Source organism: Natronoglycomyces albus (assembly GCF_016925535.1).
GTDB lineage: Bacteria > Actinomycetota > Actinomycetes > Mycobacteriales > Micromonosporaceae > Natronoglycomyces > Natronoglycomyces albus.
In genome coordinates this window covers 646,123-669,021 of sequence record NZ_CP070496.1, presented here as the reverse complement: position 1 = coordinate 669,021, position 22,899 = coordinate 646,123, and the positions used below count along the sequence as shown (strand labels likewise).

Sequence of the window (22,899 nt, the reverse complement as noted above, 5' to 3'; positions counted from 1 at the left end):
CATTGCTGTCGATTGTCGCAGGGACGAACCGCGTCCTCGTGCCTCACTACTCATCTGTGGCCTCTTTCAAGGCGTCCAATTCGCGCACGTTCTCATACTCGGTGATGCCATGCTGTTTCATCACCATCTCGAGCCACGACAGGGCCGAATACATCCCCCGCCTGGTGGCGTCGAGGTTGTTCCAAGCGGTGTAGTGCAGGTTTTCATAGTTCGCTTGCGCGGTGTTCTGGCCGCTGAGGACTAGCCCGAAGGCCGGGGCGTAACTCAGGTCGCCTCGACCGACCATGTCTTGATTCACTTCCAGCTTCTCAATCAGATGCACAAGCTCAGAATGGATCGACTTGGCCGCATCGGGGTCAAATTCACGACTCACGTAACGATTCGCTTTTGGTCTAGAGAGAACCCCGACATCAGGCCAGCCCCTCCCGGGTCCGCAATGACAATGCATCGGCACGATGAGCGCCGAAGCTTCGGTCCGGGGCGTGGATAGGGAGGTTCTTCGGCTGCGCTTGCCGTGCAGCCGAAAGTGTCAAGGGCACGACGACACCTTTCAAAAGTGAGGGCTTCTCGGTGGGTTATGGCAATTCCATCGAAAACGCGCAAATCCATGGGGTCAGCGTGTGCGGGACGAAACGAAGTGTCGCCGTTGCGACGGCTGTTCCCCGGGGCCACTCACAAAGACAAACAGAGCCGATTCCGCTCTCGGGCCCCTGCAGGCACAGGTTTCCGAACACCCCGAAGAGATGTGTTCTGCGTCTCGCTTTAGGCGTGGGGTCTGGTTAGTTTGGGGCGACACGCGGGGCGGTTTGGGTTGTGGTGGTTGACTTCTGTGGTTTGGTCCGGGATAGTTTCGTGCTATCCGATGTGGCGGGCTGTTGTCACTGGGTTGGATGTGGTGGTGCGGGTGTGCCTGTGCCGCAACGCCTAGCGCTGGTGCGTTTCTGGGGAGGAGCGCCGCCATCGGGTTCTGTGCGCCGCCGACTGTGGGTCGGTTGTGGTTTCTGGTGGCTCTGTCGCCTACGCGACACGAGCAACGGGATGTCAATACCGCATCTTCGGCCCTTGAGGTCTTACCGTTGATGGGCACAGAAAAACGCCCACCGCTTTGGGTGGGCACAACTAAACATGGAATCGGGCGGTCCGTAGGACCAGGTTTCCGCTAAGAATCGTTCCCGCGGACCGCCCTCCAGCATCAAGAAACGGAGTTCGTAATGCTACGAACCACCATACGCTTCCGTGCACCCAAAAACGAGTACTCAACACCCATATCTTCACATCTTTTTGACCCGCATATGCCCTGGCAGATGCGGGTATCGGCGCTGGCTTTGGGCGGTGGGCGATGAGTAATCCACGTGACCTATCGGCATCTGATCCGGTCTACTCAACGTCGTCGCGCTCGCCGCAATCGGATGTTTCGTCGCTGGTGAAGACCACCGGTGAACAAGTCGTCGAGTTCACCTTTGGGCCGGGGCGTTACATGGTCTCCCCGCATCCCGAACGCGGCTCAGCGTTGGCGTTGAACTTGCAAGGACAATCGCTGGTGATCCCGGTGGCCACGATCGCTCTGATGCGAGGTCGCTTTACTGAGGTGGTGTGGGAGACGCCGTTTCTGGCCCGTTCACCTGAGTGGAAGGACGCCATTCTTAACCAGGTGTCACAAAACCTGGCCGCATCTGTGCTTGGTGGTGCGTCATGAGTGGCAGGTTTCCGCGTATCCCGGCGATGCGCTCACCCAATGGTCACCCCATGCGTAGCGCTAACGGGCAACCGGCCCCAGCGAATGTCACCAGCAGGCTTTCCAAGCTTGACCTGTTGGGGGCACGCCTCGAGCCGGGCAAATTCTATGGCCGGTTTCTCTCCGATGGGTATTACTACTACCTGTATGGCTCCTGGATGGGCGACTCGGTCGCGGTGCACCGGGAAGAATCCAGGGAAGGCGACCCGGTCGTGCGGGCCTACCTGTTGCCCTCGGGGGCTTGGTGGATTAAGACCCTGGTCTTCGGCCAGGCAGCCTATGGGTTGAAGCGTTTCGCGGAGAACTTCACCACCTACGCCGCCGCACACCCGGATCTGTCGGGCACCACGTGAGCGTGGCACCGGCACCAAGATCGATGCGAGCCTAGGACCGCCTGGCACAGTGTCCACACGCGACACACCGGCCGTCACCGACCCACACGAAACAACCACCACACCAAAGACAGCCGTAACCGGCTGCTACCTCAGCCAGCTATATAGCGGCTGACGTAACCAAACTCCAGCCGCGCGACCGATCACCGCACCGGCTGGCAACCCAACTACATAAATGAGGCTGATGCGAATAGTGCCAATTCAAGGCCGCAGAAGGCAAAGTTTACGCAGGTAAACAAGCCAACGAGAACGCCGAGGGCACCTGTTGCATAAACCTCAAGAATTCCATCATCGATAAACACCACGCAGCTTGCCTGCCAGGCAAGCAACGCGAACCCACCGCTGGAGGCGTTCGCACCAACCGCTGTGGTGGGGGCGGCCCTGACAGCGAAGCTGGCTGTCGGTCAAGAATGGCCCTCATCTAACGGCACGTCCCGACTGGATGTAGACATCGAACCACTCACCGGGCCCAAAACCGCCGCCACAGGTGGACTATGGGTTCACCGAGATTTGATTGCGCATCGCTGGAACCACCCCGGGAAGGGACTTCCTGGCCAGGCGACAACCTCGCCGCTACCAGGCTAGGCAAGCACCACTTAGGGAACGCTCCACGAATGCCGTTCTCAGACCAGTGGGTCACCACAACAGACACACCCAACAGAAACCCACAACAGAAACCCAGGCTTATGCAGGACACGAAGGCCACCGCCCACAGTTGCGGCCAATGACAGTGGCGATCCCACCCAGCCCAACCACAAGCACAGCCTTCACCGCACGTCAGACCGGAGACAACGACCGCGCATCACCGTCACCGCCCGACACCGCAACCCCAGCAGACGCGAGCGGCAACCTGCACAAAGCTGAGTCGCGCACAGCGAAGAGGCGGGTTCCGGAATTTTCCCGAACCCGCCTCAAATTCAAGCTAGCGGCCTATGAAAAGACACCTTCGGCGTTCTCCTCGGCTCGTTTAGCAACGGCGCGAATGACTTAGTACCAGTTGTTGGCCTGCGAGTGAGCCCAGGCCGCACACGGCTGGCCGTAGCGGCCCTGGATATAGCCCAGGCCCCAGCGGATCTGCGTCACCGCGTTGGTGCGCCAATCGGAGCCTTCGCTTTCCATCTTGCTGCCCGGTAGCGACTGCGGAATCCCGTAGGCCCCAATGGAGTTCTCGGCCAGGTGGTTCCAGCCCGATTCCTTGGTCCACAGCTTTTCCAAGCAGGCGAACTGCTCCAGGTCGAAGCCCCATTCCAGGTTAATGGCGCAGCCGGTGGCGCGGTTGCCGGAGAACTCGTCGCAACTTCCCGGTACGTTCACCGAGGTCGGGTTGGTGTTGCGGTTCGCCTCGGCGACCGCAGCTGCCTCGATGGCGGCTTCTTCGGCCTCACTCAATTCGCTGGCCCACTCACTGGCGTACTCGATCACCATGGACGCCTTCGTTTCGGCGTCAGCGTCGGCAACCTCGATGATGTACGTCTGGTGGCGGTGCCGCGTGCCCTGGTGAGCTTCCTGAGCGGCCCGCAGGTCGTCAGCGGCGATTTGGCGCGGGTCGCGCTCTTCGATATCAGTCGATCCGTACACGGCCACATGACCGCCGATGATGGAGCCCAGGACAAGCACCAGCACGGCGGCGCCCTTGGCGGCGAATCGCGTCAAAAGTGGAATCACGTCATGTCTCCATGCGCACTGTGGGCGCGTTCAATCTGTGGATACGGGGTGGTGGGCTAGCCTCGGGCGAAGCGGTGCCCCATCTCGGTTTCGCCGTTGGCCTGCCGGGCGATGCACATAAAGGTGCGGTCACCGTTGGCAAAAGCTTCGGCGGTGGGAAGGTGAACGTCGGTCTCCCAGCTCACGCGGTCTGCGCCGACGAATTCTTGCAAGGGCCCGTCCTCACGGTGCCCGTCCACACACGCGTCGGTGACGATTGACGACTGAAGCGCCTCTTGGTGGGTCGGTTCACTCACCTCTTCGGGCAATTGCCCAATCGCGTAGGCCTCCCACGTGTGCGGGTTGTCGCACGCCAGCTCGGCGATGTCGTCACCGGGAGCCCCGTTGAAACAGACGGGTTCGGCCACGCATGCCACTCCGGCCATATCGAGGGTGCATTCGGGGACATAAACCCCGTCGTTGGCGTTGTCCTCCAGCGGCGCCGAACCGTTGCCGCCGAAGAGCTTAATGGCTCCGAAGACAAGAGCGATGACAACAATCAGCGATACCGAGCCGATGCCGATGAGCTGCCCCATCGAGGAGTCGGACTCGCCCGAGGCGAGGCGGCGCTCGCGGCGTGTCATGCCGGTATTCGGACCAGCCGATGTCTCCGGTGCGGGAGCCTCAGCCTCATCCAGCGAAGCGAAGTTGTCCCAACGCTGAGTCTCGTCCACCAGCGGGGCTGACTTGGCGGGCGAGCGCTGCGCCGGAGGCGAAAAACTCGCCGCCTCATGGCGGTATAGGCCCTCGTCATGGGAGGGACGCACCGGCGAATGCTCTAGCGACGACTCGTAGGGCTTTTCCGTTTGCGGGAAGGACCGGCCCGGCAATGATTCACCGCTGAGGTCGTCCCACTGGTCAAAGCCTTGGTCGTTCACCGGCTCGGGTACCGGAATCGGTGGGTGAACCACTCCGGTCTGTGCCGTGGGCGCGGTGTTGGGAGACGAGACGTTCTCCGGCATACGGCCCAACGCCTCGGAGAAGCTCGGGTCGTAGTTTTGCGGCTGGTCGTACCCCTGCGGCTGTTCATATCCATACGGAGCGTCATAGTTCATGCCTTGGCTACCGAGCGCGGCCTCGACAGCGGCGCGAGCTGCCACCGGCGCTTCGACGTCCTCATCCGGCGGGGCCGAGAACGCTCCGAAAGTCCCTTCGCGCGGCGGCGAGGGCTCCGGGGCGACCATCGAATCGTCGATGGCTTGGAAGACCCCGGTCGACTCCTCGGGAATCGAGTCGAGATATTCGGCGAACGCCTCAGCGGTCGGGCGCCCCTGGGCGTTATTGATCAACGCCGTGCGAATCATCTCCACCATCAGCAGCGAGACACCCGGCAAGTTGTCGACCGGTTCATGCAGCAGCGAGGCGACCTCGTTGATGTCAAGCGGCCGCGTCGCCTCCAGCGGAAAGCGCGGCGGCGCACCGCTAAGCAGCGCATACAGAGTCGCCGCCAACGAATACACGTCGGCGGCGGGTCCGATCTCTTGCAGCTGGAAAACTTCCAGCGGCGCGTATGCGGGAGTGGCCATGATGGAAATGGGCTGGCCGGGGGCCGGTTGCGGACTCAAAGCAGAGAGTCCAAAGTCCGCCAAGACGACCTGACCTTGCTGGTTGATAAGGATGTTGGCGGGTTTGACATCACGGTGGATGATGCCCTCCGCGTGCGCGGCGGCCAGCGCCGTGGCGATGCGGACGCCGATTTGGCGGACATCTTCCGGATAGAGCTTGTGTTCGCGGGCCAGATAGTCCGATAGGGATTCGCGGCAGTGTTCCATGACCACATAGGGGTGGCCCTGGCTGGTGAATCCGGCGGAGTACATCTGCACGACGCAGGGGTGTTTAGAGACGCGCCCGGCGGAGGTGACTTCCTGTTGGAAGCGGCGGCGTTGTCCTTCGTCGGCGAGTGGTCGACGGTCAATCTTGACGGCGACGGTGCGCCCGTTGGGTGCTTGGGCGCTGTAGACGATGGAGTAGGCTCCGCGCGCGATTTCGGCGTAGCCGGTCAGGTCTTCGAGGCCCTTGAGGAGGTGGGCCGGGTCGAGGTCAACGCTGGGGTGCTGTGGCGTTGGAGGGTGGTGGGGTGCGCCGTGGGGGGACGGCGGTTGTTGGGGGGCGTGGGTGCCGCTGTGGCGCGGCGGAGACTGGACGGCGACAGCGGGTCCGCCTGGGGCGGCTGTCGGCTGGTCTGGTCTCCGGTTCCCCTGCGGTACGGACGCCCGTGCGGCCGTGGGGTAGGAGGAAACCGAGTTCACTGGGTTGAACCTCCAAATGTGAGCTCGCCCGTCAAGGACGGGATGAACAAGGTCAGCCTATTCAGAATAAGAATGCCTTACCGTAACCACTGCTTGGGCGGCGTGTTGAGGGTGGTTTTGGACACGTGGAAGGGTTTTGGCAGGTAACAAAGTTATATAGCTCCCTGTACTTGTATACTCCTATCCGAAATGGCACCAACAAATGGCCGAAAGGTTGAGGTGTCGCTACCACAGCGCATTTGCGTTGTGGCGGATAGTGAACGGGTCCTCCGTGTGGCGTGCGGAGGGTTGCTCTCAGTGAGCCAATGGGGTCGTTGACCAGCTTCCGCACGCCAAGAATTTTTTCAACTTTCTTTGGCGCGAACAGTTTCCGCCATTGGGTTCCACATTTTCCACGCCTTTGGCGCCCCTGCGCATTGTCTTAGCTACTGCGCGTCATCACGATCACGTCGCAAAGGGGATTATGCGATAGGCACTTTCGGCCTTCTCATCGGCTCGTGCAACCCCGTAAGCTTCGCTCCATTGAGGAGCCTGAGGCCCCATCGATGGATAGCCTCAGGCGCCAAAAACCATCCACGCCGTCCTCAGCTGCGGCTGGAGGTGCGCAAATACTCCTCGGCCCACTGGGTCGCCTCAGGGTCCTCACCGAAAGCCGACAGCGTCATACGCGCCCAGTGCGTGGCTTCCTCGCATTGGCCTTCCTCGGCCAGCAACTGCGCATAGCGCCCAATCGCGCGACGACGCGGCCACCCCAGACACGGCTGGTCCGGATACACCGTCAGGCGTTCCAAATACTCCAACGCGTCACCAGTCTTGCCCTCCACGGCCGAAACCTCGGCTAGCAGCACAATTGGCGCACCGCGCGAGGACTTTTGCACCTCAGCGCGAGTCGAAGCCAAAATCGACTCGGCGGCGGCCGCGGCCTCGGCGGTGTATCCCTGCCGCAACAGACACCAGCCGCGCATGGCCTCAGTGAGACGCTGCAACAGCGGATGGCCGGTGCTGCGCGCAAAATGGTCGGCCTCCTCGGCCAAGAGCATCGCCTCGTCAATGTGGCGCAGCCGGTAGGCGGCCAGTGAGCGCACATACAGCGCGAAACCACGGCCCCAGTCGTCATCGATGCGTTCGAAGTCGGCGTAGGAGGCCTCGGCCTCTTGGTCGGCCCCCTCGGCGTCGCCCAGTTCCACCGACGCCGCGGCTCCCACCGAACGCAACAGGCCCACAGCGAAGAGGTCGCCCGACCTCACCCCGACCGGCAAGAACGTGTCCGCCAGGCGTTTTGCGTCAGTGAACAGGCCGGACATGAGCAACGTGAAGGCGGCGGCTCCGCGCACCCAAGCGCGTCCCTGCGCATCCCCGGCGTCGGTAAAGACTTCGTCGGCTCGCTGCAAGACCTCCTCGGCGGCGACAAAGTCGCCGCGTGCGGTGAGGACCCAAGCCCGGTGTTGCAAAGCCCAGCCGATGCGCTGCCTATCCCCCGCATCGGTGGCGGCCGCCAGCGCGTCGAGGAATCGGGCGTCGGCCTGGTCTAGGTCGCCCGAGAGGTAGTCGAGCATGCCCAGGCGGCATTGGGCGTCGCAGCGCCCGCCAACGAGGTTGGCGATGCCCGAGACCTCCAGCGCGGCCTTCCAGGAGGCTCGGGCCAAGTCGATATCGCCGCGATAGCGGTAGACGCGGCCCAACAGCAGCAGCACTTGGGCGGCTGGCTCGGCGTCTTCGAAGGCGACTTCGGCGGTGTCGACGGCGGTGCCTTCGGTGGGTACTTGCAGCTTGAGTTCCTCGGCTAGCGAGGCGACTTGTTCGATGGCGCGGGGGATATTGCCCAGGCGCACCAGCGCCCGGCCCCGCAGTAGTTTATCCGGCTGGGCCAGTGGGTGAATCTTCTCGGCCCGGTCGATGATGGCCACGGCCTGTTCGGGTTCGGAGGAATACATCGCCGACTGGGCTTGGCGGCGGGCCGCGGCTGCGGCCAGTGGCACCACGTCCCACACCTCGTCGTCGCGGTTGAGCGAGACGCGGCTGGCCAACTGGAGGGCCTGTTCGGCGTGGAAGACGACGAGTTCGTCGCCCTCTTCGTCGGCTAGCTTCACCTGGGAGGCCCAGCGGGCGATGGCGGCGTGTTGGTGAGCGGCGTCGGCCATCCCCAGCGGGGCGTAGGCGGCCTGGCGCAGCAGCGGGGTGACAAAGCGGTAGCCCGAGTAGGTGCGGCGGCGCAACATACGCCTCTCCAGCAGCTCCATCAGCGAGGCATCGGCGTTACCGGGAGCGGCCTCGCGCAGGAAGTCGATAGCTTCTTCGGGGATGACGTCGCCAAAGACCGAGGCGATGCGCAGCAAGGCGCGGGCATCGGCCGGGAGCGCGTCGATGCGAGCTCCCAGCACTTGGGCGAGGTCGCGGGAGAGCACTCGGCCCGTCAGCGATCCCTCGGCGAGCTTCCACACGTTGTCTCGCAGTGCCAGTAGTTCCTGCTCGGTGAGCAAGGTGACCAGCTCGGCCAAGTAATAGGGGTTACCTTGCGCGAAGGTGAGCAGTTTGGTCTCGTCGTCGGCCTCGAGCTTGCCGCCGTCGAGGTAGGCGGTGAGCAGTCGGGCCGCGTCGGCACCCACCAGGGGTGGCAACGGGTAGACCTCGGCCTCGGAGATGCGGCCCAGCTGGGGGGTGTCGCGCATGAGTTCGGGGCGGGCGAATAGCAAGGTGAGGATCGGCCCACGTAGGCGGGAGACCGCCAGGCCCAGCGATTCGAGCGCCGCGTTGGAGGCGGAGTGCACATCGTCAACGATGAGCACCAGCGGGCCCTCTGTGGCCAGCAGGTTCAGCAAGTCTGCCACGGCGGTGGGTACGGTTCCCGAATCGACCGCTTGTCCGGTGAAACCGCCCGGGGACTCGCCGACGTCGGTGCGGGCGTGACCCAGGAGGCCCAACAGCACGTCGATCTTGAGATAGGAGGCGTCGACGTGTCGATCGGCGATGCGGTGGAGACGTTTTTCGGCCGTGGCGCGGTCGTCGTCGAATTTCAAGCCCGCGGCTTTGCGGACCAGGTCGGCCAGGGGCCCGAAGCGGCGGCCCTCGCCGTAGGCCGCTGAGCGCACCATCAGGACGCGCGCGCCCCGTTCGGTGGCCAAAGTGCGGCATTCGCGGGCAAAGCGGGTCTTGCCCATGCCCGCCTCAGCCGTGTGGATGAGCACCTGCGGCTGATTACGTTCGGCCACGGCTTCCAGGCGGCCCTTGACTCGTCCCAGCTCGGCGTCGCGGCCGATGAACGGGGCCCGGTCGCCCAAGCTGGCGCGGGTGCCGGGCTCGTCGTGGAAACCCAGCAACTCATAGACCTCGACGGGAAGGCGCTTGCCTTTGAGCTTGACCGGGTTGAGTCGACGCCAGGAGGCGATGTGCTTGGTTTCCTGCATGGTCTGTTCACCCGCGTACACCGCACCCACCGACGCCACGTCGGAGATGCGGGCGGCGGTGTTGACCGTGTCGCCGATGACGGTGTATTCGAGGTTGGCCTGCATACCGGCCACGACCAGGCCCGTGCGCAGCCCGACGCGCAGCCCGATGGGTAGACCACCGCCGGATTCGGCCTTCAGGGTGCGGCGGACCCGGCGCTGCATGGCTTGAGCGGCGCGAACGGAGCGCTCCGCGTCGTCCTCGTGGCTCAGCGGGGCGCCGAAGACGGCCATGAGCCCGTCACCGGTGAGTTTATTGACGTGCCCGCCGAACTCGACCACGGCCTGAACGCACTCGTTGAGCAACCTATCGGTCACCGCTCCAACCCGCTCGGGGTCCTGGTCCTCTGACCAGGCGGTGAAATCGGACAGGTCGGCGAAGAGCACCGTGACGACACGGCGCTCCGTCTGCGGCGCGTTGGCCTCGGGGGCTAGCGGCCCCCCGCAGGTGTGGCAATAGCGGGCACCGGGAATGGTGTCCGCTGAACAGAAAGGACAAGTCACAGCAACCTCAACACACAAGTATGGGTGTGATGTTCCCCATGTGGGGAACTTTCCGGGTGCACCGGGGCGCGGGCCGCTTTGAGCCTGGCGGTGGTGCCGGGTGGGGGAGGGTGTGGATACGGAAGTACTAGCAGTGGGCGATGAGTTCGCCGTTGACTTCGATTTCCCAGTAGATCGGGCAACAATCTCACGTCCACGATTCTAAGGCTACGTGGCGTATCTGACAAAAACCTTAAACCACCAACTGAATTTCCTGGCCACAAAGGGACACGATCGAGGACGATATGGACATGGACTCAACTGTCACCGCGAACATCGTCGAAATCGTCGTCACCTGTCCCAGTCCCGAAAGCGCCTCCGAGCTGGCAGAGCTCCTTATCCAGGAGCGTCTGGCCGCGTGCGCGCAAAGCATCCAGCAGGTCATGAGCATCTACCGCTGGGAAGGCCGGGTCGAAAACGAGCCCGAGGCTCGGCTGGCGATCCACACCAGCGCCCGCCTCGTCGAAGAGGTGCGCGCCGCCGTCGATCAATTCCACCCCTACGACCTGCCGTGCTTCCTCGTCTTCGATGTGCGGACCTCACCGGGCTACGCGGCGTGGGTGGCCGAGGAAGTCAAATAGCGGACACCTAGGTGTCAAACAAGCGAGTGCGGGCCTCATCGATCGCGGCCTGAACGCGCCGCCGCTGCTCCTCATCGAGCCGGTCGGCCACCCGCTCCAGGTCGGCGGCCATCACCGCCAGCTGCACCGGCAACGTCGAGTCCGAGGAAGGGGCGGGCACGGTACGCCGAGGCTGCGCCTCCACCTCAGCTGTCAGGTCGGCCAGCCGCTGCACCAACTGCGCGAGCACCTCAGCCTTCGTTGGCTCAGCACCGTGGCGGGCACGCAAACGGGCAGGCGTCCAGTGCTTCGTGCCGTGCACGATGCGACCGAGCGCCTGCCCCAATGACGTCGTCATAGAACTACCGGGCTAGGACTAGTCTCCGCCCTGGAACAGCGACAGCAGCTGCAGCAGCGTCCAGTACAGGAAGATCAGGCCCGCGGCCAGACCGAAGGCACCGGCCCAAGCGAACTTCTTGGGGGCGCCCTGCGCGACCGACTGCTCGATCATGTCGAAGTCCAACACGAACGAGAACGCGGCGAACGCGACCAGACCAATGACGATGAGCCACTGCAGCAAGGTGCCCGACTCGCCAGGCTGCGAGAACAGACCCAGGTCAGCGCCCATCATGCGCGAGGCGAAGTTGACCAGAATCAGCAGACCGAAGCCGATACCGGCACCCATCATGACCTTGGTGAACTTCGGGGAGTTGCGGACAACGCGGTTCTTGTACAGAAGCAGCATGCCGATGAAGACCAGAACCGTGCCAATCACCGCGTTCACGGCGATGCCGGGGTGGATCTGGTTGAAGATAAGGCTGACAAAACCGAGCAGGAAACCCTGCCCGACGCAGTAGACGACCGCCACCGCGGGGCTCATGATGGGGCGGAACATGCTGAAGATCATGACGCCGAAGCCGACCAGCATGCCGACAAAGCTAAGGCTCTGGGCGAGAGCCACGTTGCCGCCCGAGGCGAGGGTCCAGGTGAAGAACGCCCCAACCAGGGTCAATCCCAGCAGACCCACCGTACGCACGATGACGTCGTCAACGGTCATCGTCTCCACGCGGGGGGCTTGGGTCATGCCGTCATACGAGCCGTACTCGGCCCCGATCGTGGGTTGGCCGGCAGTTCGCTGGCTGTTCATCATTTGGTGCAATGAACGGTTGCGACTTTCCATTTCACTCCTCCGGTGACACTTACTCGACGCTTTGCTTAGTGCCATTTAGCCTACAGGGCGCCTACATCACCAGGTAGACATGGAGTGACGCGACCACATCACATTTTGACACCAGCGTGACATCACAGCTGTTGCGCACTGGTTTTTTGCTTGGCTCATCCCCCTCGGCCCGTCGCCACTCGACAGTGACGTGAGCTTCGTAACTGCTCGACTACGCGAACTAGTGACCCGTATCTGACCTATCGAAGAAGTGCCCGAGGCAGGATTTGAACCCGCAACGCCGCGCTGGCACCAGTTTTAAGCTGGCTGTGTATACCTGATTCCACCACTCGGGCTGAGAGTCGTTCGCTCGCGGCGCCTCTTGGCCATGCGATAGCGCGATCCGGGCGCGACCGTCTTGGGCCAAAGGCGAAAGAGCGTACGCCTCAACGACTTTCATGCACTGGGTCAAACGAACCGTGAGATTCGCTTACCTGACACGCTAGCGACAAAATCACAATCTCGCTTCCCACGAGGGGCTCACAGCCAGCACACCCACCACAGAAAACGCTTCCCATAACATTGCGTCGACATGGCGACAGAACCCTTGACATGACAGAGAGTTTCTGCATGAACACTCTTTTGTCGCGCTTGCACCCCAATGACACATTCGCACCGCCACTGGTGCCCAAAACGCTGATTCTCAACCGCCACAAAGGCCACGACCTGCCCAAACCCCCAATGCCTTGACTACTGCAAAGCCGCCACATCAAGTACAGTGAAGCGATGACCACAGTGCCCCACACGGAAGCGTCGAGGCGACGTCAACACTGTGCAACCACCGCTTCCCTTGCGGCACATCGGACCCCGTTGCAGGAGGAGGCCGACCAGCCATTCACAATGAAACGGCTCGGAATCCTCCCAGAAAGATCGATACCCATCTTGGACGCTGGCCTGCGCACCGAAGCGGACTTCACCGACCTCTATGAAGCCCACTTTGCCCAGCTCACCGCCCAAATCTATGCCTACCTGGGAGACGGCACCGAAGCACAGGACTTGGTGCAAGAGGCATTCTTGCGCGCATGGCAACGCTGGAACTCCATCGGCGGATACGACGACCCTGTCGCTTGGGTGCGCCGCGTCGCCTGGAACCTCGCCGCCAGCCGCCACCGCCGCAACTCCGTCATGCGCCGCTTCCTGCTGAAATCCAAACCGCCAGAGCCCGCCCCCGGAGCCAACCCCGACCACGTGGCACTAGTCGAAGCCCTCGGACAAATCCCGCCCAAACAAAGACGGGCCATCGTCATGCACTACGTGGCCGACATGCCGATCGCCGACATCGCGGTAGCCACCGGAGCCAAGCCCGGCACCGTGAAGTCCTGGCTACATCGAGCACGTGGCGAACTGGCCATCCTCTTGAGCGACAACGACCCCACCGATGCAACCACCACCCAATGCACCGGCGATGTAGGAAAGGGCACTGTCACCGACCGTGCCGTGGCCACCGGCCGCCAGAGAGCGAACACTAATAGGCCAGCCCCATCGAACGAGCCCCGCGAACAGGCACGGAAATAAACCAGTGATGAACACATTCCGTAACAACGGCGCCAACGGCGAAAGGGGACCGGCATGAACCACCACGAAGAGTCCGACGCCGTCTCCGCATCATTCGCCAGCTTCCGCAACGACGCCGAAACCATGTTCAGCACCCCCGGAGTGGACGACCTAGTCGCCGCCGCCCCCGCCCGGCGACGCCGACGCGCCATCGGCCTGACCGTCGCCATCACCACCGGCACCGCCTTCACCGCCGCCGGGATGGCCGTGGCCCAAAACCTCACCGGCGAAGCGCCGCCAGCGGCCACCGAGACGACCACCCACGCCCCCATTTCGGCCCCCGCTTCCGAAACCGAACCCAAGCCCGCATCAGAACACCCCACCGAGGTCGACACCACCACCAAGGACGAAACCGAGCCAGAACTCGAACCCACCTTCGTCCTGTTCGACCTGCCCGGAGACTCCGCGAAATGCCCGGCGGGCACATACCCATTCGCCCAACACGCCGAGCCTCCCAATGAGTGGGAACTAGCCCAGCCCGACGCTCCGTGGGAGCTGACCGGGGCATTCTTGACTGGCGACGTGAACGACGATGGGCGCGATGACCTAGTCATGACCCTCCACTGCGAGGGACGCTCGGCCGTGGCCGCCTTCGACCGCACCGAAACCGACACCGGAGTGCAACTACAACAGTTCGCCTGGGTATGGATGCCCCAAAACGACGAGGAGGCCACGTTCAAACTGGTCGACATCGACAAGGGCGTCATCCGCATCAAGCACGCCGGTGATCACCTGGAGTTCGCCTACGACGGGGAAGAATTCCACCTCATCGAAGACGAACCCGATGAGGAAGAATCCCCGACACCAGAACCAACTGAGAGCGAACACACCGGCAGCGAATCCCCCGGCGACACCGACGAGGGCGACGAGTAAAACCGCCTGTGGGTGTGCTGGTACGGCCACCGCCACACCGACAGAACGGCTGTGGCGCTCATTGCCGCTCACGACGTAGCATCGATATAGAGGAGGCCTGTTCAGCAACGGCAAGGCAGGGCCGCTAAAGGGAACACGCCACGCGCGAAACCCCACAGCAGCCCATCCAGTCTCACAGCGAACAAGCCTCACAGGCCAACCTACGCCGCGCCACGTGCGGCCAGCCCGTGTAAAGAGGAGATCTTGGTGAATACCGTCCGGCAACTAGACCGGGTCGTCATCCGATTTGCCGGAGACTCCGGCGATGGGATGCAGCTCACAGGTGACCGCTTCACCGCTGAAACTGCCAAAATCGGCAACGACCTGTCGACACTGCCCAACTTCCCCGCCGAGATCCGCGCCCCCGCCGGAACCCTCCCCGGCGTGTCCAGCTTCCAAATCCACTTCGCCGACTCCGACATCCTCACACCCGGCGACGAGCCCGAAGTACTCGTCGCTATGAACCCCGCCGCCCTGAAAGCCAACCTCGGCGACCTGACCGCCGGTGGCATCATCGTGGTCAACTCCGACGAGTTCACCAAACGCAACCTGCAAAAAGTCGGCTACGAGGGCAATCCACTCGAAGACGACTCGCTGTCGAGCTATCAAGTCCACAGTGTTGCGCTGACCTCGTTGACAATCGCGGCGCTGGCGGAATTCGACGTCAGTAAGAAAGACGCGGCTCGGGCCAAGAACATGTTCGCCTTGGGGCTGGTGTCGTGGATGTATTCCCGTTCCACCGACGCCACCGAGGAATTTCTCGGCAAGAAGTTCGCCTCCAAGCCCGACATCGCCGCGGCCAACGTCGCCGCCTTGCACGCGGGCTGGAACTACGGCGAGACCGCCGAGTCCTTTGCGGTGCGATACGAGGTGCCCCCGGCGACCCACGAGCCCGGCACCTACCGCAACATCACCGGAAACCAGGCGCTCGCCTGGGGTCTCGCGGCCGCCGGGGTGGCCTCCGAATTGCCGGTCCTGTTGGGCGCGTACCCGATCACGCCCGCCTCAGACGTGCTACATGAACTCAGCCGATTCAAAAACCTAGGTGTCACCACGGTGCAAGCCGAGGACGAAATCGCCGCCGCTGGCGCGGCTCTGGGCGCCGCCTACGGTGGCGCTTTGGGCATCACCACCTCCTCGGGCCCCGGAATCGCCCTGAAGTCAGAGACCATGTCTTTGGCAGTGTCGCTTGAGCTTCCGATGATCATCGTGGACGTTCAGCGCGCGGGTCCTTCGACGGGAATGCCGACCAAGACCGAGCAGGCCGACCTACTGATGGCCTTCTACGGTCGTCATGGCGAGGCACCGATGGCCATCATCGCCCCGAAGTCCCCTTCGGACTGCTACTCCATGGCTTTGGAGGCCGCGCGTATCGCGGTGCATTACCGCACGCCGGTCATGTTGCTCTCGGACGGCTACCTCGCCAATGGCTCAGAACCATGGAAGCTGCCCAACTCCGATGATCTGCCTGACCTGCGCGTCGAATACGCCTCGGGCTTCAACGCCGTCAATGACAAGGGCGAGCCCATCTTCCTGCCCTATCTGCGCGATGAGGAAACTTTGGCCCGCCCGTGGGCCATTCCGGGCACTCCCGACTTGCAACACCGCATCGGCGGGATCGAGAAGGCCGACAAGACCGGTGACATCTCCTATGACCCGGAGAACCACAACTACATGGTCCACACTCGCGCCGCGAAGATCGCGGGCGTCACGGTGCCGGACCTAGTCGTGGACGACCCCAACGACGACGCCGAAGTATTGGCGCTGGGTTGGGGATCGACCTGGGGCCCCATTGGGGCGGCGTGCCGTTCTTTGCGCGACCGGGGGCTCTCCATCGCGCAGGCGCACATCCAATACTTGAACCCGTTCCCGGCCAACCTGGGCGAGGTGCTGAGCCGCTACCGCAAGGTGATCGTGCCGGAGATGAACCTAGGGCAGCTCTCGCTGCTGCTAAAGGCACAGTTTGACGCCGATATCGAGGGGTACAACCAGGTGCGGGGTCTGCCGTTCACCTCTCAAGAACTCGAATCAGTCCTCGAGGAGGTCGTGAAGAATGGCTGAGACTATTCCGTTGACATTGAAGCCCAAGGACTTCAAGTCTGACCAGGAAGTGCGCTGGTGCCCTGGCTGCGGTGACTACGCCGTGCTCGCCGCGTTCCAGGCTTTCCTGCCAGAGTTGGGAATTCCGCGCGAGAACATCGTGTGCGTCTCGGGGATTGGCTGCTCGTCGCGTTTCCCCTATTACCTCAACACTTACGGGATGCACTCGATCCACGGCCGCGCGCCAACGATCGCCACGGGCCTGAGCGTGTCTCGTCCCGACCTGTCGGTGTGGCTGGTGACTGGCGACGGCGACGCGCTGTCCATTGGTGGCAACCACCTCATTCACGCGCTACGCCGCAACGTGAACGTGAAGATCTTGTTGTTCAACAACCGGATCTACGGCCTGACCAAGGGGCAATACTCCCCCACCTCGGAGCCGGGCAAGCTCACGAAGTCCTCCCCGATGGGTTCGGTGGACGCGCCATTCAATCCGCTGTCGCTGGCGCTGGGCGCGGAAGCGTCGTTTGTGGCCCGCACATTGGATTCTGACCGCAAGCACTTGCAAAGCGTGCTGCGGGAAGCCGCCGAGCACGAAGGTTCGGCGTTCGTGGAGATCTACCAGAACTGCCCCATCTTCAACGACAACGCCTTTGAGACGCTGAAGGCGCCTGAGACTCGCGACGCTTCGCTCATTCGTCTGGAGGCCGGCCAGCCGATCATCTTTGGTGACAAGGCGGTCGTGCGAGCCGAGTACGGCATGGTGACCGTCGACAAGGATTCGGTTGACGAAAAAGACATCGTCGTCCACGACCCGACCGTTCCACAGCCGGACTACGCGTTCGCGTTGTCGCGCCTGTCTGGCTCCCAGCTGGACACCACTCCCATCGGGGTGTTCCGCAAGGTGAAGCAGCCCACCTATGACGCGCTGGTGCGCGAACAAGTCGCCTCGGCCGACACAGGGCGCTCCAAGCGTGACCAGCTGGACGACCTGCTGCACTCCGGAGACACCTGGACGGTCCTGTAGCAAACAGCGTTGAGTGTGGGTCGTCATCTATCGCAGATGACGACCCACACTCAACGCTTATGCAAAAGTGCGAGTTCAAGGCGGCAGGAAGCGCGGTTTAGGCTCCTAGACGAGCTGACGAGAACGCCGAAAGTGCCCTTGCATAAGCTTCACTGTCGTTTGGCGCCTCGTTTGGGCCCAGTCGCAACGTCGCTTAGGAAACACGGTGACTCCATGCTCAGCAATTGCCGGTAGCGGTTAGTTTGTGCCCCAATACCCTGCGTGGACGTACAAAGACCCAACTCGGGCCTTGTCTGTGGGCCAGCGCGGATCTGTAAAGATGGGCAACGTGAGTATTCTTCTGCGTATTGCGGCCACTGGCGTGGCCTTCTGGATTACGGCCGCTCTCCTGAGCGGGATTAACATCGAGGCGGACTCCGCCGGCGAAACCATCATCACCATCACGGTCCTCGCGGTTCTCTTCGGCGTGGTCAACGCGGTACTGAAGCCCATCATCAAGATCGTCGGATGTGGGCTCTACATCCTGACCCTGGGACTGTTCGCGCTAGTGGTCAACGCCCTGTTGTTCCTGCTGGTCGCGTGGCTGGCCGGAGCTATGAACTTGGCCTTCTCGGTCGACCACTTCGGCTGGGCGATGTTCGGCGCGCTGCTGGTCTCGTTCATCAGCTGGGTCATCACCCTCGCCCTGCCCGGGGACCACACCAGGTCCTAGACCTCATTCGCACGCGGGCACATCCTGCTCGCGACAAGGCGGCCTGGGGCAATGATGGTGGTTAAACCGCCCTCATTGGCACAGGGCCAAGAAAAAGCCTGACGCCGACGGGAAACGTGAGTTTCTCGTCGGCGTCTGTGCGTCTGCGGGGGAGGAAAGGTCTACAAGAGCGGCTGCATCTCAACGGCGGCGCGACGCAGGCGCTGTTTGATGACGTTGCCATAGGGCCGCAGGTCGGTCGCGGGCATCACGGCGGCCAAGGCGACAGATTCGCTGCGGTCTTGCTTACCGCGAACCAGAACCGCCGCACAGCCGACGCCATTGCGGAACTGCCCAATCTCGGTGTACACACCTTGGCGTTCCAAGGAAGCCAGGTCGTATTCGATCTGGCCCAGTTCGGTGAGAGTGCGCGGCGTGTAGCGGCGCATACCCGTTTCTTTGAGGTAGCGCTCGCGTTGTTCGGCTTCCATCCCGGCCAAGAGGGCCTTACCGAGAGCCGTGGCGTGGGCTCCCTCGTCAAAACCGACGATGAGGTCTTCCACGCGGGGCGAACGACCGCCTTCGTTGACCGCGGTGATGGCCACTCGTTCGTCAACCATGCGGCCGATGAAATAGCTATAACCGGTCTCGGAGGACATTCGACGCATCAGGTCGTCGGCGTTGATGGGCCCACGAATGGCGCTAGTGAGTTCCCGGTAGCGGTCGGAGACTTCCAGACCCAGGGAAAACTTGCCATCGTCGTCTTTGCAGAGGTATCCCTCGTACTGCAATGTGCGCAGCAAGTGGTAGGCGGTTGGCAGCCGCAGATCGCACTCTCGGGCGATCTGTTTGGCGGTCATGCCGCCAGTTCGCTTACCTACCGCTTCCACGATACGAAAAGCCCGCTGAACACTCTGGATCAGCTGGCCGGGCTCTTCCTTGGGACGACCGAAGCTCGGTTCTCCAGCCATATCTAAGTTCCCACCTCTCGGCAATCGGTTCCGGGGCCGATCGCGTCCAGTCAGGCCGTCTCTTGACGTTACTGTTCCCCGTCCGTATCCGCCAGCAACTCGCTCTTATCACTATATTGAAAAGTCATAGTTGCGTCATCAGCCGGTAGCAAGAAGTATGGGAAGTGTCAGCGACGACGGTTCCTCGACGCTGACGAACAAGATGGTTCATGCCCCACCCTGAATCCGTCTTGCAACAGAGTCGACCTTTCCCAGCTAGGTCGATTCACCAGATACGGCCGGGGTTGTGGAGTGAGTCCCCACCATTCACTCCACCACCCTGGCCGCTTGCTGTCAAGGTCAAATTAGTGACAACTAGCGTTTTCTCCCCATATAGGGGACCCCAGGGCAAATTCGGAACCTCTGAACTTGGCCCCTCCTGCCCTCCCAGGCTTCACCACTCGCATCCGCCGCACCAGCATCACGCCGCCGTCGGACTAGCATAAACTTTCTCACCATCCTCGCCGACTAGACGGAGCTAACTCCTCCGTGCTACCGCGTCGTAAACCACGGCACTTCACGATATGGTTAGCCCGTGGACAGCAGCATGACGCAACAGCTAACGGCGCTGAAGTTTGACGACCCCAACTTCGAAGTGTCGATGCAGCGCTCTCTCCAAGAAGTCGAACGGCGTTTGAGCGCAACTGTCGCAGGCGGCGGCCGCCTCCTCGACGAAAGCGCCGATCACCTCCGGCAAGCGGGTGGGAAACGATTCCGCCCAATGCTGACGCTGATGTGCGCCCACTTCGGCGAGCCGGACAACGACGCCGTCTACAAGGCCGCCGTCGCCGTGGAGCTGACCCATCTGGCCACGCTCTACCACGACGACGTCATGGACGAGGCCCCACTGCGCCGAGGCGCACCCAGCGCCAACAGCCGCTGGTCGAACTCCGTGGCCATCTTGACCGGGGACTACCTGTTCGCTTGCGCGGCCCAGACCATGGCCGACCTCGGCACCGAGGCGGTACGCCAACAAGCCGTGACCCTATCGCGCCTCGTCCAAGGGCAGATCAACGAGACAATCGGCCCTGATGCCAATTCCGACCCGCTGGAATGGCACCTCAACGTCCTGAGCGAAAAAACCGGCTCCCTCATCGCCACCTCAGCCCAGTTCGGAGCCTGGTTCTCCGGAGCCGGACCAGACATCATCGAAGCCGTCACCGAATTCGGCGAGCTCATCGGCATCGCCTTCCAACTCTCCGACGACATTATCGACGTCGAATCCTCCTCCGGTCGCCTCGGCAAAGCACAGGGCACCGACCTGATGGAAGGCATCCCCACCCTGCCGGTCCTGTTCGCCCTGAGAGGCACTGACCCGGCCGAAGCACGGCTGCGAGAACTCATCAGCCAGCCGGTGGACGAGGCCGACCTACCGGAGACCTTGGAGATGCTGCGCGCCTCCCAGGGAATGCGACAGGCGCGCGAGGTCCTCAACGACTACGTGGCTCGCTCCCGCAAGCGCGTACACCAACTGCCAGAGGGCGGCCCACGGCAAGCCCTGTCGGGCATCTGCGACTACCTGGCCAACCGCACCAGCTAAGAAACGTGAAACGCGGGTCGCCCCACACAATGGGGCGACCCGCGTCTACGTCACCGAGAACTCCCCCGGTGTCAAAAATCAACGGTATATGTCCGCGGAATCCTCCATCGGCCGCGGCGCAGCACCAAGCTTCTCAGAAGGCAACCCCAAGATAGGCAGCAACGGCGCGGACATCGGCGCGCCGATGAACTCAGCCCCCACCAAACTGGGACTACCCGGATGACTGCGCTCCCACTGCGCCCGAGCCTGCTCAAAGTCATAAGAGCCAATCAACGCCTCAACCTCCGAGGGCAGACGCTCGGCCAACTCCGGAGCCAAAACCACCCCGAATGGCAGCGGTCGACCACTAGGGTCACACGGCAAAGCGAAACCCTCACCATTGCAAGGAAACTGGGAAAACACACTCGCGGGCGCCAGAGCCGCCAACTGCGGGGGCACCTGAGACGGATTGTCAGAGGCCAACTGTTCCCACTGAGAATCAGTCAAGCCAGCCGCCATATCCGCCCACACCGAATCAGGAATCTGATCAGTCAAATACGGACCCAGCGTCACACTGCCGTCAGCCAAACGCGCCGTCGGCTCCTGCCCGGACTGAACCGGCTCCACCTCAAACGACGCCTGCGACTCCTCCTGAGCCTCGAAGTCGCCAGCACCGGCGGCCCCACCGAGGCCCTCGCCCCGGTCCCCCACACCCACGGGAGCCCCCGCACCCGGTGCCGAAACCAGTCCGGCCCCAATCCCGGGTGCGACGGCTTGCGGGTCCTCAGAAACCTGCCCCGCCTCGTCAGCCAACTGTGACTTGGCCTGAGACAAAGCGGCCGCCACCGCCGCGCCACCGGCGGAGGTAGCGGCACCGCCCATGAGGCCATCGGCGACAACCTGACGATCACCGACTTCCTCGTCACTGGCCGCCGCATCCTCACGCGCCGACCCCGCAAAACCATGACCAACCCAATCATGCCCCGAAGACGCATGCGAATAATAGTCAAAAGTCTCCGCTCCCTGGCTGTAGCCAGTCGCGGCAGCCTCAAGACCCACCTGATACATCGTCCACGTAGTCGGACCAGTCACGACCGTCTCCGTCCCCGGAGTCGAAGCGGGAGCCTCCGGCGGTGCGGCCCAGCCGGCGACCACATCCTCAAAGGCCTCCTGCACCGTCGACATCGCCGCGCTCATCGCCGAGAGTTCCTCCCGATAACGCACCGTGTTATTCCACTCGACGAAATCCTCACACCACATTTCGTTCAGAGAGCACGGTGAGCCCGCTGGATGCGAACACTCGAATCCACTATCGTGCCAAGCCGCCAACTTCTCGGAATCAGACAACGCCCGCGCGCCCGGGCCCGCGATCGGATGCGGCAACGTCCACGGGTCAAGAGCATAAGGCGCAGAGTAAATCGCCGACTCCAAAGCCTCTTTCGCGCCAGGCAAAACCGTATCGGCGGCATAGTTCATACCCGCCAACAGATCCTCGCCGAACGAAACCAAGTCCTCCACCAAGGCCCGCAGCTCATCACCGTCATCGGCCTGCCAATTCTCCAACAACTCATCGGTAAAACGGCGCAAGTCATGCGGTACCGGGGAAAACTCCGAGGCCACCGCCGCCCAATCATCGGCAGCGGTCTCCAACGTGTGCGGAGTCGAGGTACGGAACAACTGAGTCCGCATCAGGTCCACCTCGTGGCCATCAACGTGACTGGCAGAATGATCCCCCGACGAAGAGGGAAATTCAGGTTTCATATCCACTAACCTCGCAACCGATCGGAGTGACCATCAAGCGCGGCCATCTGCTTCGCGTCGATGTGATCAAATTCCGAGGCCACCACAGCGTCAGTGGCCTCCCACGCGGCCAGCTTCTCGCGAACGCTGTGCTCCAGGGCCTCCAACGCGCCCACATAACGGCGCAAACGAACCCCATACTCCTCTACCCGCACCATATGCGTAGCCCGCAGCCGCTCCGCCGCGGCAAACGTCCCCGGCTTGATATCGGTGGCTTGTAGACGGTGAGTCAAAACGGCATACGCCGACTCGGCCCCCTCACGCAACGAACCCAGGCGCGTGAGGTAACTCTCGAGGTCATCACGGTTGAACGCCACAGACATTCGCAGGACTCCTTTAGGGGATCGGAATCTCAGGAGCCGACTGGGAAGGGGTTTCCAATCGGCCGCATTGGCTCCACCTCTACCGTAGCCTAAAACGAGAAAAGTGGGGAACACACAACTATGCGTGTGTTCCCCACCAAAGAGTTCCTCACCGGCCACAAGAGACCGGCCTCACTCG

The 22,899-nt window shown here is 62.6% G+C and carries 18 protein-coding genes and 1 tRNA gene; 9 read left to right on the top strand and 10 right to left on the bottom strand.

Annotation, left to right across the window (positions count from 1 at the left end):
• Positions 1–46 precede the first annotated feature (46 nt).
• A complete protein-coding gene (locus JQS30_RS02810) occupies positions 47–373 on the bottom strand; it encodes a hypothetical protein (protein WP_213171884.1) in 327 nt (108 codons plus the stop codon).
• 966 nt (positions 374–1,339) lie between these two features.
• Here JQS30_RS02810 and JQS30_RS02805 point away from each other — a divergent pair.
• Together JQS30_RS02805 and JQS30_RS02800 are read left to right on the top strand one after the other, a co-directional pair.
• On the top strand, positions 1,340–1,696 hold the full coding sequence (locus JQS30_RS02805; RefSeq protein WP_213171883.1) for a hypothetical protein: 357 nt from the start codon (positions 1,340–1,342) through the stop codon (positions 1,694–1,696).
• Entirely contained in the window at positions 1,693–2,088 is a 396-nt protein-coding gene (locus JQS30_RS02800) for a hypothetical protein (RefSeq protein ID WP_213171882.1), read from the top strand. Before JQS30_RS02805 ends, JQS30_RS02800 begins: the two co-directional genes overlap by 4 nt.
• 1,026 nt (positions 2,089–3,114) lie before the next feature.
• Here JQS30_RS02800 and JQS30_RS02795 read toward each other — a convergent pair.
• From JQS30_RS02795 to JQS30_RS02785, 3 genes are all read right to left on the bottom strand, one after another.
• Positions 3,115–3,792, bottom strand: coding sequence for an aggregation-promoting factor C-terminal-like domain-containing protein (locus JQS30_RS02795; protein ID WP_213171881.1), 678 nt, complete (start codon positions 3,790–3,792; stop codon positions 3,115–3,117).
• A gap of 56 nt (positions 3,793–3,848) precedes the next feature.
• The gene (locus JQS30_RS02790) at positions 3,849–6,080 is read right to left on the bottom strand and encodes a serine/threonine-protein kinase (protein ID WP_213171880.1); all 2,232 of its coding nucleotides are present in this window, start codon (positions 6,078–6,080) and stop codon (positions 3,849–3,851) included.
• A gap of 584 nt (positions 6,081–6,664) precedes the next feature.
• Positions 6,665–10,027, bottom strand: a complete 3,363-nt coding sequence (locus tag JQS30_RS02785; RefSeq protein ID WP_213171879.1) for an adenylate/guanylate cyclase domain-containing protein — start codon at positions 10,025–10,027, stop codon at positions 6,665–6,667.
• 290 nt (positions 10,028–10,317) lie between these two features.
• Between JQS30_RS02785 and cutA the strand changes: the two genes are divergently transcribed.
• On the top strand, positions 10,318–10,647 hold the full coding sequence (gene cutA, locus JQS30_RS02780) for a divalent-cation tolerance protein CutA (RefSeq protein ID WP_213171878.1): 330 nt from the start codon (positions 10,318–10,320) through the stop codon (positions 10,645–10,647).
• A 7-nt stretch (positions 10,648–10,654) separates the two neighbouring features.
• Here cutA and JQS30_RS02775 read toward each other — a convergent pair whose 3' ends face one another.
• The 3 genes from JQS30_RS02775 to JQS30_RS02765 form a co-directional block, all read right to left on the bottom strand.
• Positions 10,655–10,984, bottom strand: a complete 330-nt coding sequence (locus JQS30_RS02775; RefSeq protein WP_213171877.1) for a hypothetical protein — start codon at positions 10,982–10,984, stop codon at positions 10,655–10,657.
• Between the two features lie 18 nt (positions 10,985–11,002).
• On the bottom strand, positions 11,003–11,806 hold the full coding sequence (locus JQS30_RS02770) for a Bax inhibitor-1/YccA family protein (protein WP_213171876.1): 804 nt from the start codon (positions 11,804–11,806) through the stop codon (positions 11,003–11,005).
• A gap of 251 nt (positions 11,807–12,057) precedes the next feature.
• Positions 12,058–12,141 (bottom strand) — tRNA-Leu (locus tag JQS30_RS02765).
• 430 nt (positions 12,142–12,571) lie between these two features.
• Here JQS30_RS02765 and JQS30_RS02760 point away from each other — a divergent pair.
• The 5 genes from JQS30_RS02760 (at position 12,572) to JQS30_RS02740 (ending at position 18,090) form a co-directional block, all read left to right on the top strand.
• Positions 12,572–13,360, top strand: a complete 789-nt coding sequence (locus tag JQS30_RS02760) for an RNA polymerase sigma factor (RefSeq protein WP_213171875.1) — start codon at positions 12,572–12,574, stop codon at positions 13,358–13,360.
• A gap of 54 nt (positions 13,361–13,414) precedes the next feature.
• On the top strand, positions 13,415–14,272 hold the full coding sequence (locus JQS30_RS02755; RefSeq protein ID WP_213171874.1) for a hypothetical protein: 858 nt from the start codon (positions 13,415–13,417) through the stop codon (positions 14,270–14,272).
• Positions 14,273–14,515: 243 nt separating this feature from the next.
• Positions 14,516–16,372, top strand: a complete 1,857-nt coding sequence (locus JQS30_RS02750; RefSeq protein ID WP_343076147.1) for a 2-oxoacid:acceptor oxidoreductase subunit alpha — start codon at positions 14,516–14,518, stop codon at positions 16,370–16,372.
• Positions 16,365–17,378, top strand: a complete 1,014-nt coding sequence (locus JQS30_RS02745; protein ID WP_213171872.1) for a 2-oxoacid:ferredoxin oxidoreductase subunit beta — start codon at positions 16,365–16,367, stop codon at positions 17,376–17,378. The genes JQS30_RS02750 and JQS30_RS02745 overlap by 8 nt, the downstream gene beginning before the upstream one ends.
• Before the next feature lie 319 nt (positions 17,379–17,697).
• Positions 17,698–18,090: a phage holin family protein gene (locus JQS30_RS02740; protein ID WP_343076146.1), complete on the top strand. Its 393-nt coding sequence runs from the start codon at positions 17,698–17,700 to the stop codon at positions 18,088–18,090.
• Between the two features lie 161 nt (positions 18,091–18,251).
• Here JQS30_RS02740 and JQS30_RS02735 read toward each other — a convergent pair whose 3' ends face one another.
• Complete coding sequence (locus tag JQS30_RS02735; protein ID WP_213171870.1) at positions 18,252–19,040, bottom strand: IclR family transcriptional regulator; 789 nt, start codon at positions 19,038–19,040, stop codon at positions 18,252–18,254.
• Positions 19,041–19,614: 574 nt separating this feature from the next.
• Between JQS30_RS02735 and JQS30_RS02730 the strand changes: the two genes are divergently transcribed.
• Complete coding sequence (locus JQS30_RS02730; RefSeq protein WP_246498023.1) at positions 19,615–20,619, top strand: polyprenyl synthetase family protein; 1,005 nt, start codon at positions 19,615–19,617, stop codon at positions 20,617–20,619.
• A gap of 78 nt (positions 20,620–20,697) precedes the next feature.
• Here the strand turns inward: JQS30_RS02730 and JQS30_RS02725 are convergent, their stop codons facing one another.
• Both JQS30_RS02725 and JQS30_RS02720 read right to left on the bottom strand, forming a co-directional pair.
• Positions 20,698–22,287: a hypothetical protein gene (locus JQS30_RS02725; RefSeq protein WP_213171869.1), complete on the bottom strand. Its 1,590-nt coding sequence runs from the start codon at positions 22,285–22,287 to the stop codon at positions 20,698–20,700.
• 77 nt (positions 22,288–22,364) lie between these two features.
• A complete protein-coding gene (locus JQS30_RS02720; protein ID WP_213171868.1) occupies positions 22,365–22,721 on the bottom strand; it encodes a hypothetical protein in 357 nt (118 codons plus the stop codon).
• Positions 22,722–22,899: the final 178 nt, after the last annotated feature.

Excerpts from the sequence above, each read along its gene's own strand:
- cutA (WP_213171878.1), top strand. The coding sequence starts at position 10,318 with ATGGACTCAACTGTCACCGCGAACATCGTCGAAATCGTCGTCACCTGT.
- JQS30_RS02745 (WP_213171872.1), top strand. The coding sequence starts at position 16,365 with ATGGCTGAGACTATTCCGTTGACATTGAAGCCCAAGGACTTCAAGTCT.
- JQS30_RS02770 (WP_213171876.1), bottom strand. The coding sequence starts at position 11,806 with ATGGAAAGTCGCAACCGTTCATTGCACCAAATGATGAACAGCCAGCGA.
- JQS30_RS02720 (WP_213171868.1), bottom strand. The coding sequence starts at position 22,721 with ATGTCTGTGGCGTTCAACCGTGATGACCTCGAGAGTTACCTCACGCGC.
- JQS30_RS02760 (WP_213171875.1), top strand. The coding sequence starts at position 12,572 with ATGACCACAGTGCCCCACACGGAAGCGTCGAGGCGACGTCAACACTGT.
- JQS30_RS02805 (WP_213171883.1), top strand. The coding sequence starts at position 1,340 with ATGAGTAATCCACGTGACCTATCGGCATCTGATCCGGTCTACTCAACG.
- JQS30_RS02735 (WP_213171870.1), bottom strand. The coding sequence starts at position 19,040 with ATGGCTGGAGAACCGAGCTTCGGTCGTCCCAAGGAAGAGCCCGGCCAG.
- JQS30_RS02800 (WP_213171882.1), top strand. The coding sequence starts at position 1,693 with ATGAGTGGCAGGTTTCCGCGTATCCCGGCGATGCGCTCACCCAATGGT.
- JQS30_RS02740 (WP_343076146.1), top strand. The coding sequence starts at position 17,698 with ATGGGCAACGTGAGTATTCTTCTGCGTATTGCGGCCACTGGCGTGGCC.
- JQS30_RS02775 (WP_213171877.1), bottom strand. The coding sequence starts at position 10,984 with ATGACGACGTCATTGGGGCAGGCGCTCGGTCGCATCGTGCACGGCACG.
- JQS30_RS02755 (WP_213171874.1), top strand. The coding sequence starts at position 13,415 with ATGAACCACCACGAAGAGTCCGACGCCGTCTCCGCATCATTCGCCAGC.
- JQS30_RS02725 (WP_213171869.1), bottom strand. The coding sequence starts at position 22,287 with ATGCGGACTCAGTTGTTCCGTACCTCGACTCCGCACACGTTGGAGACC.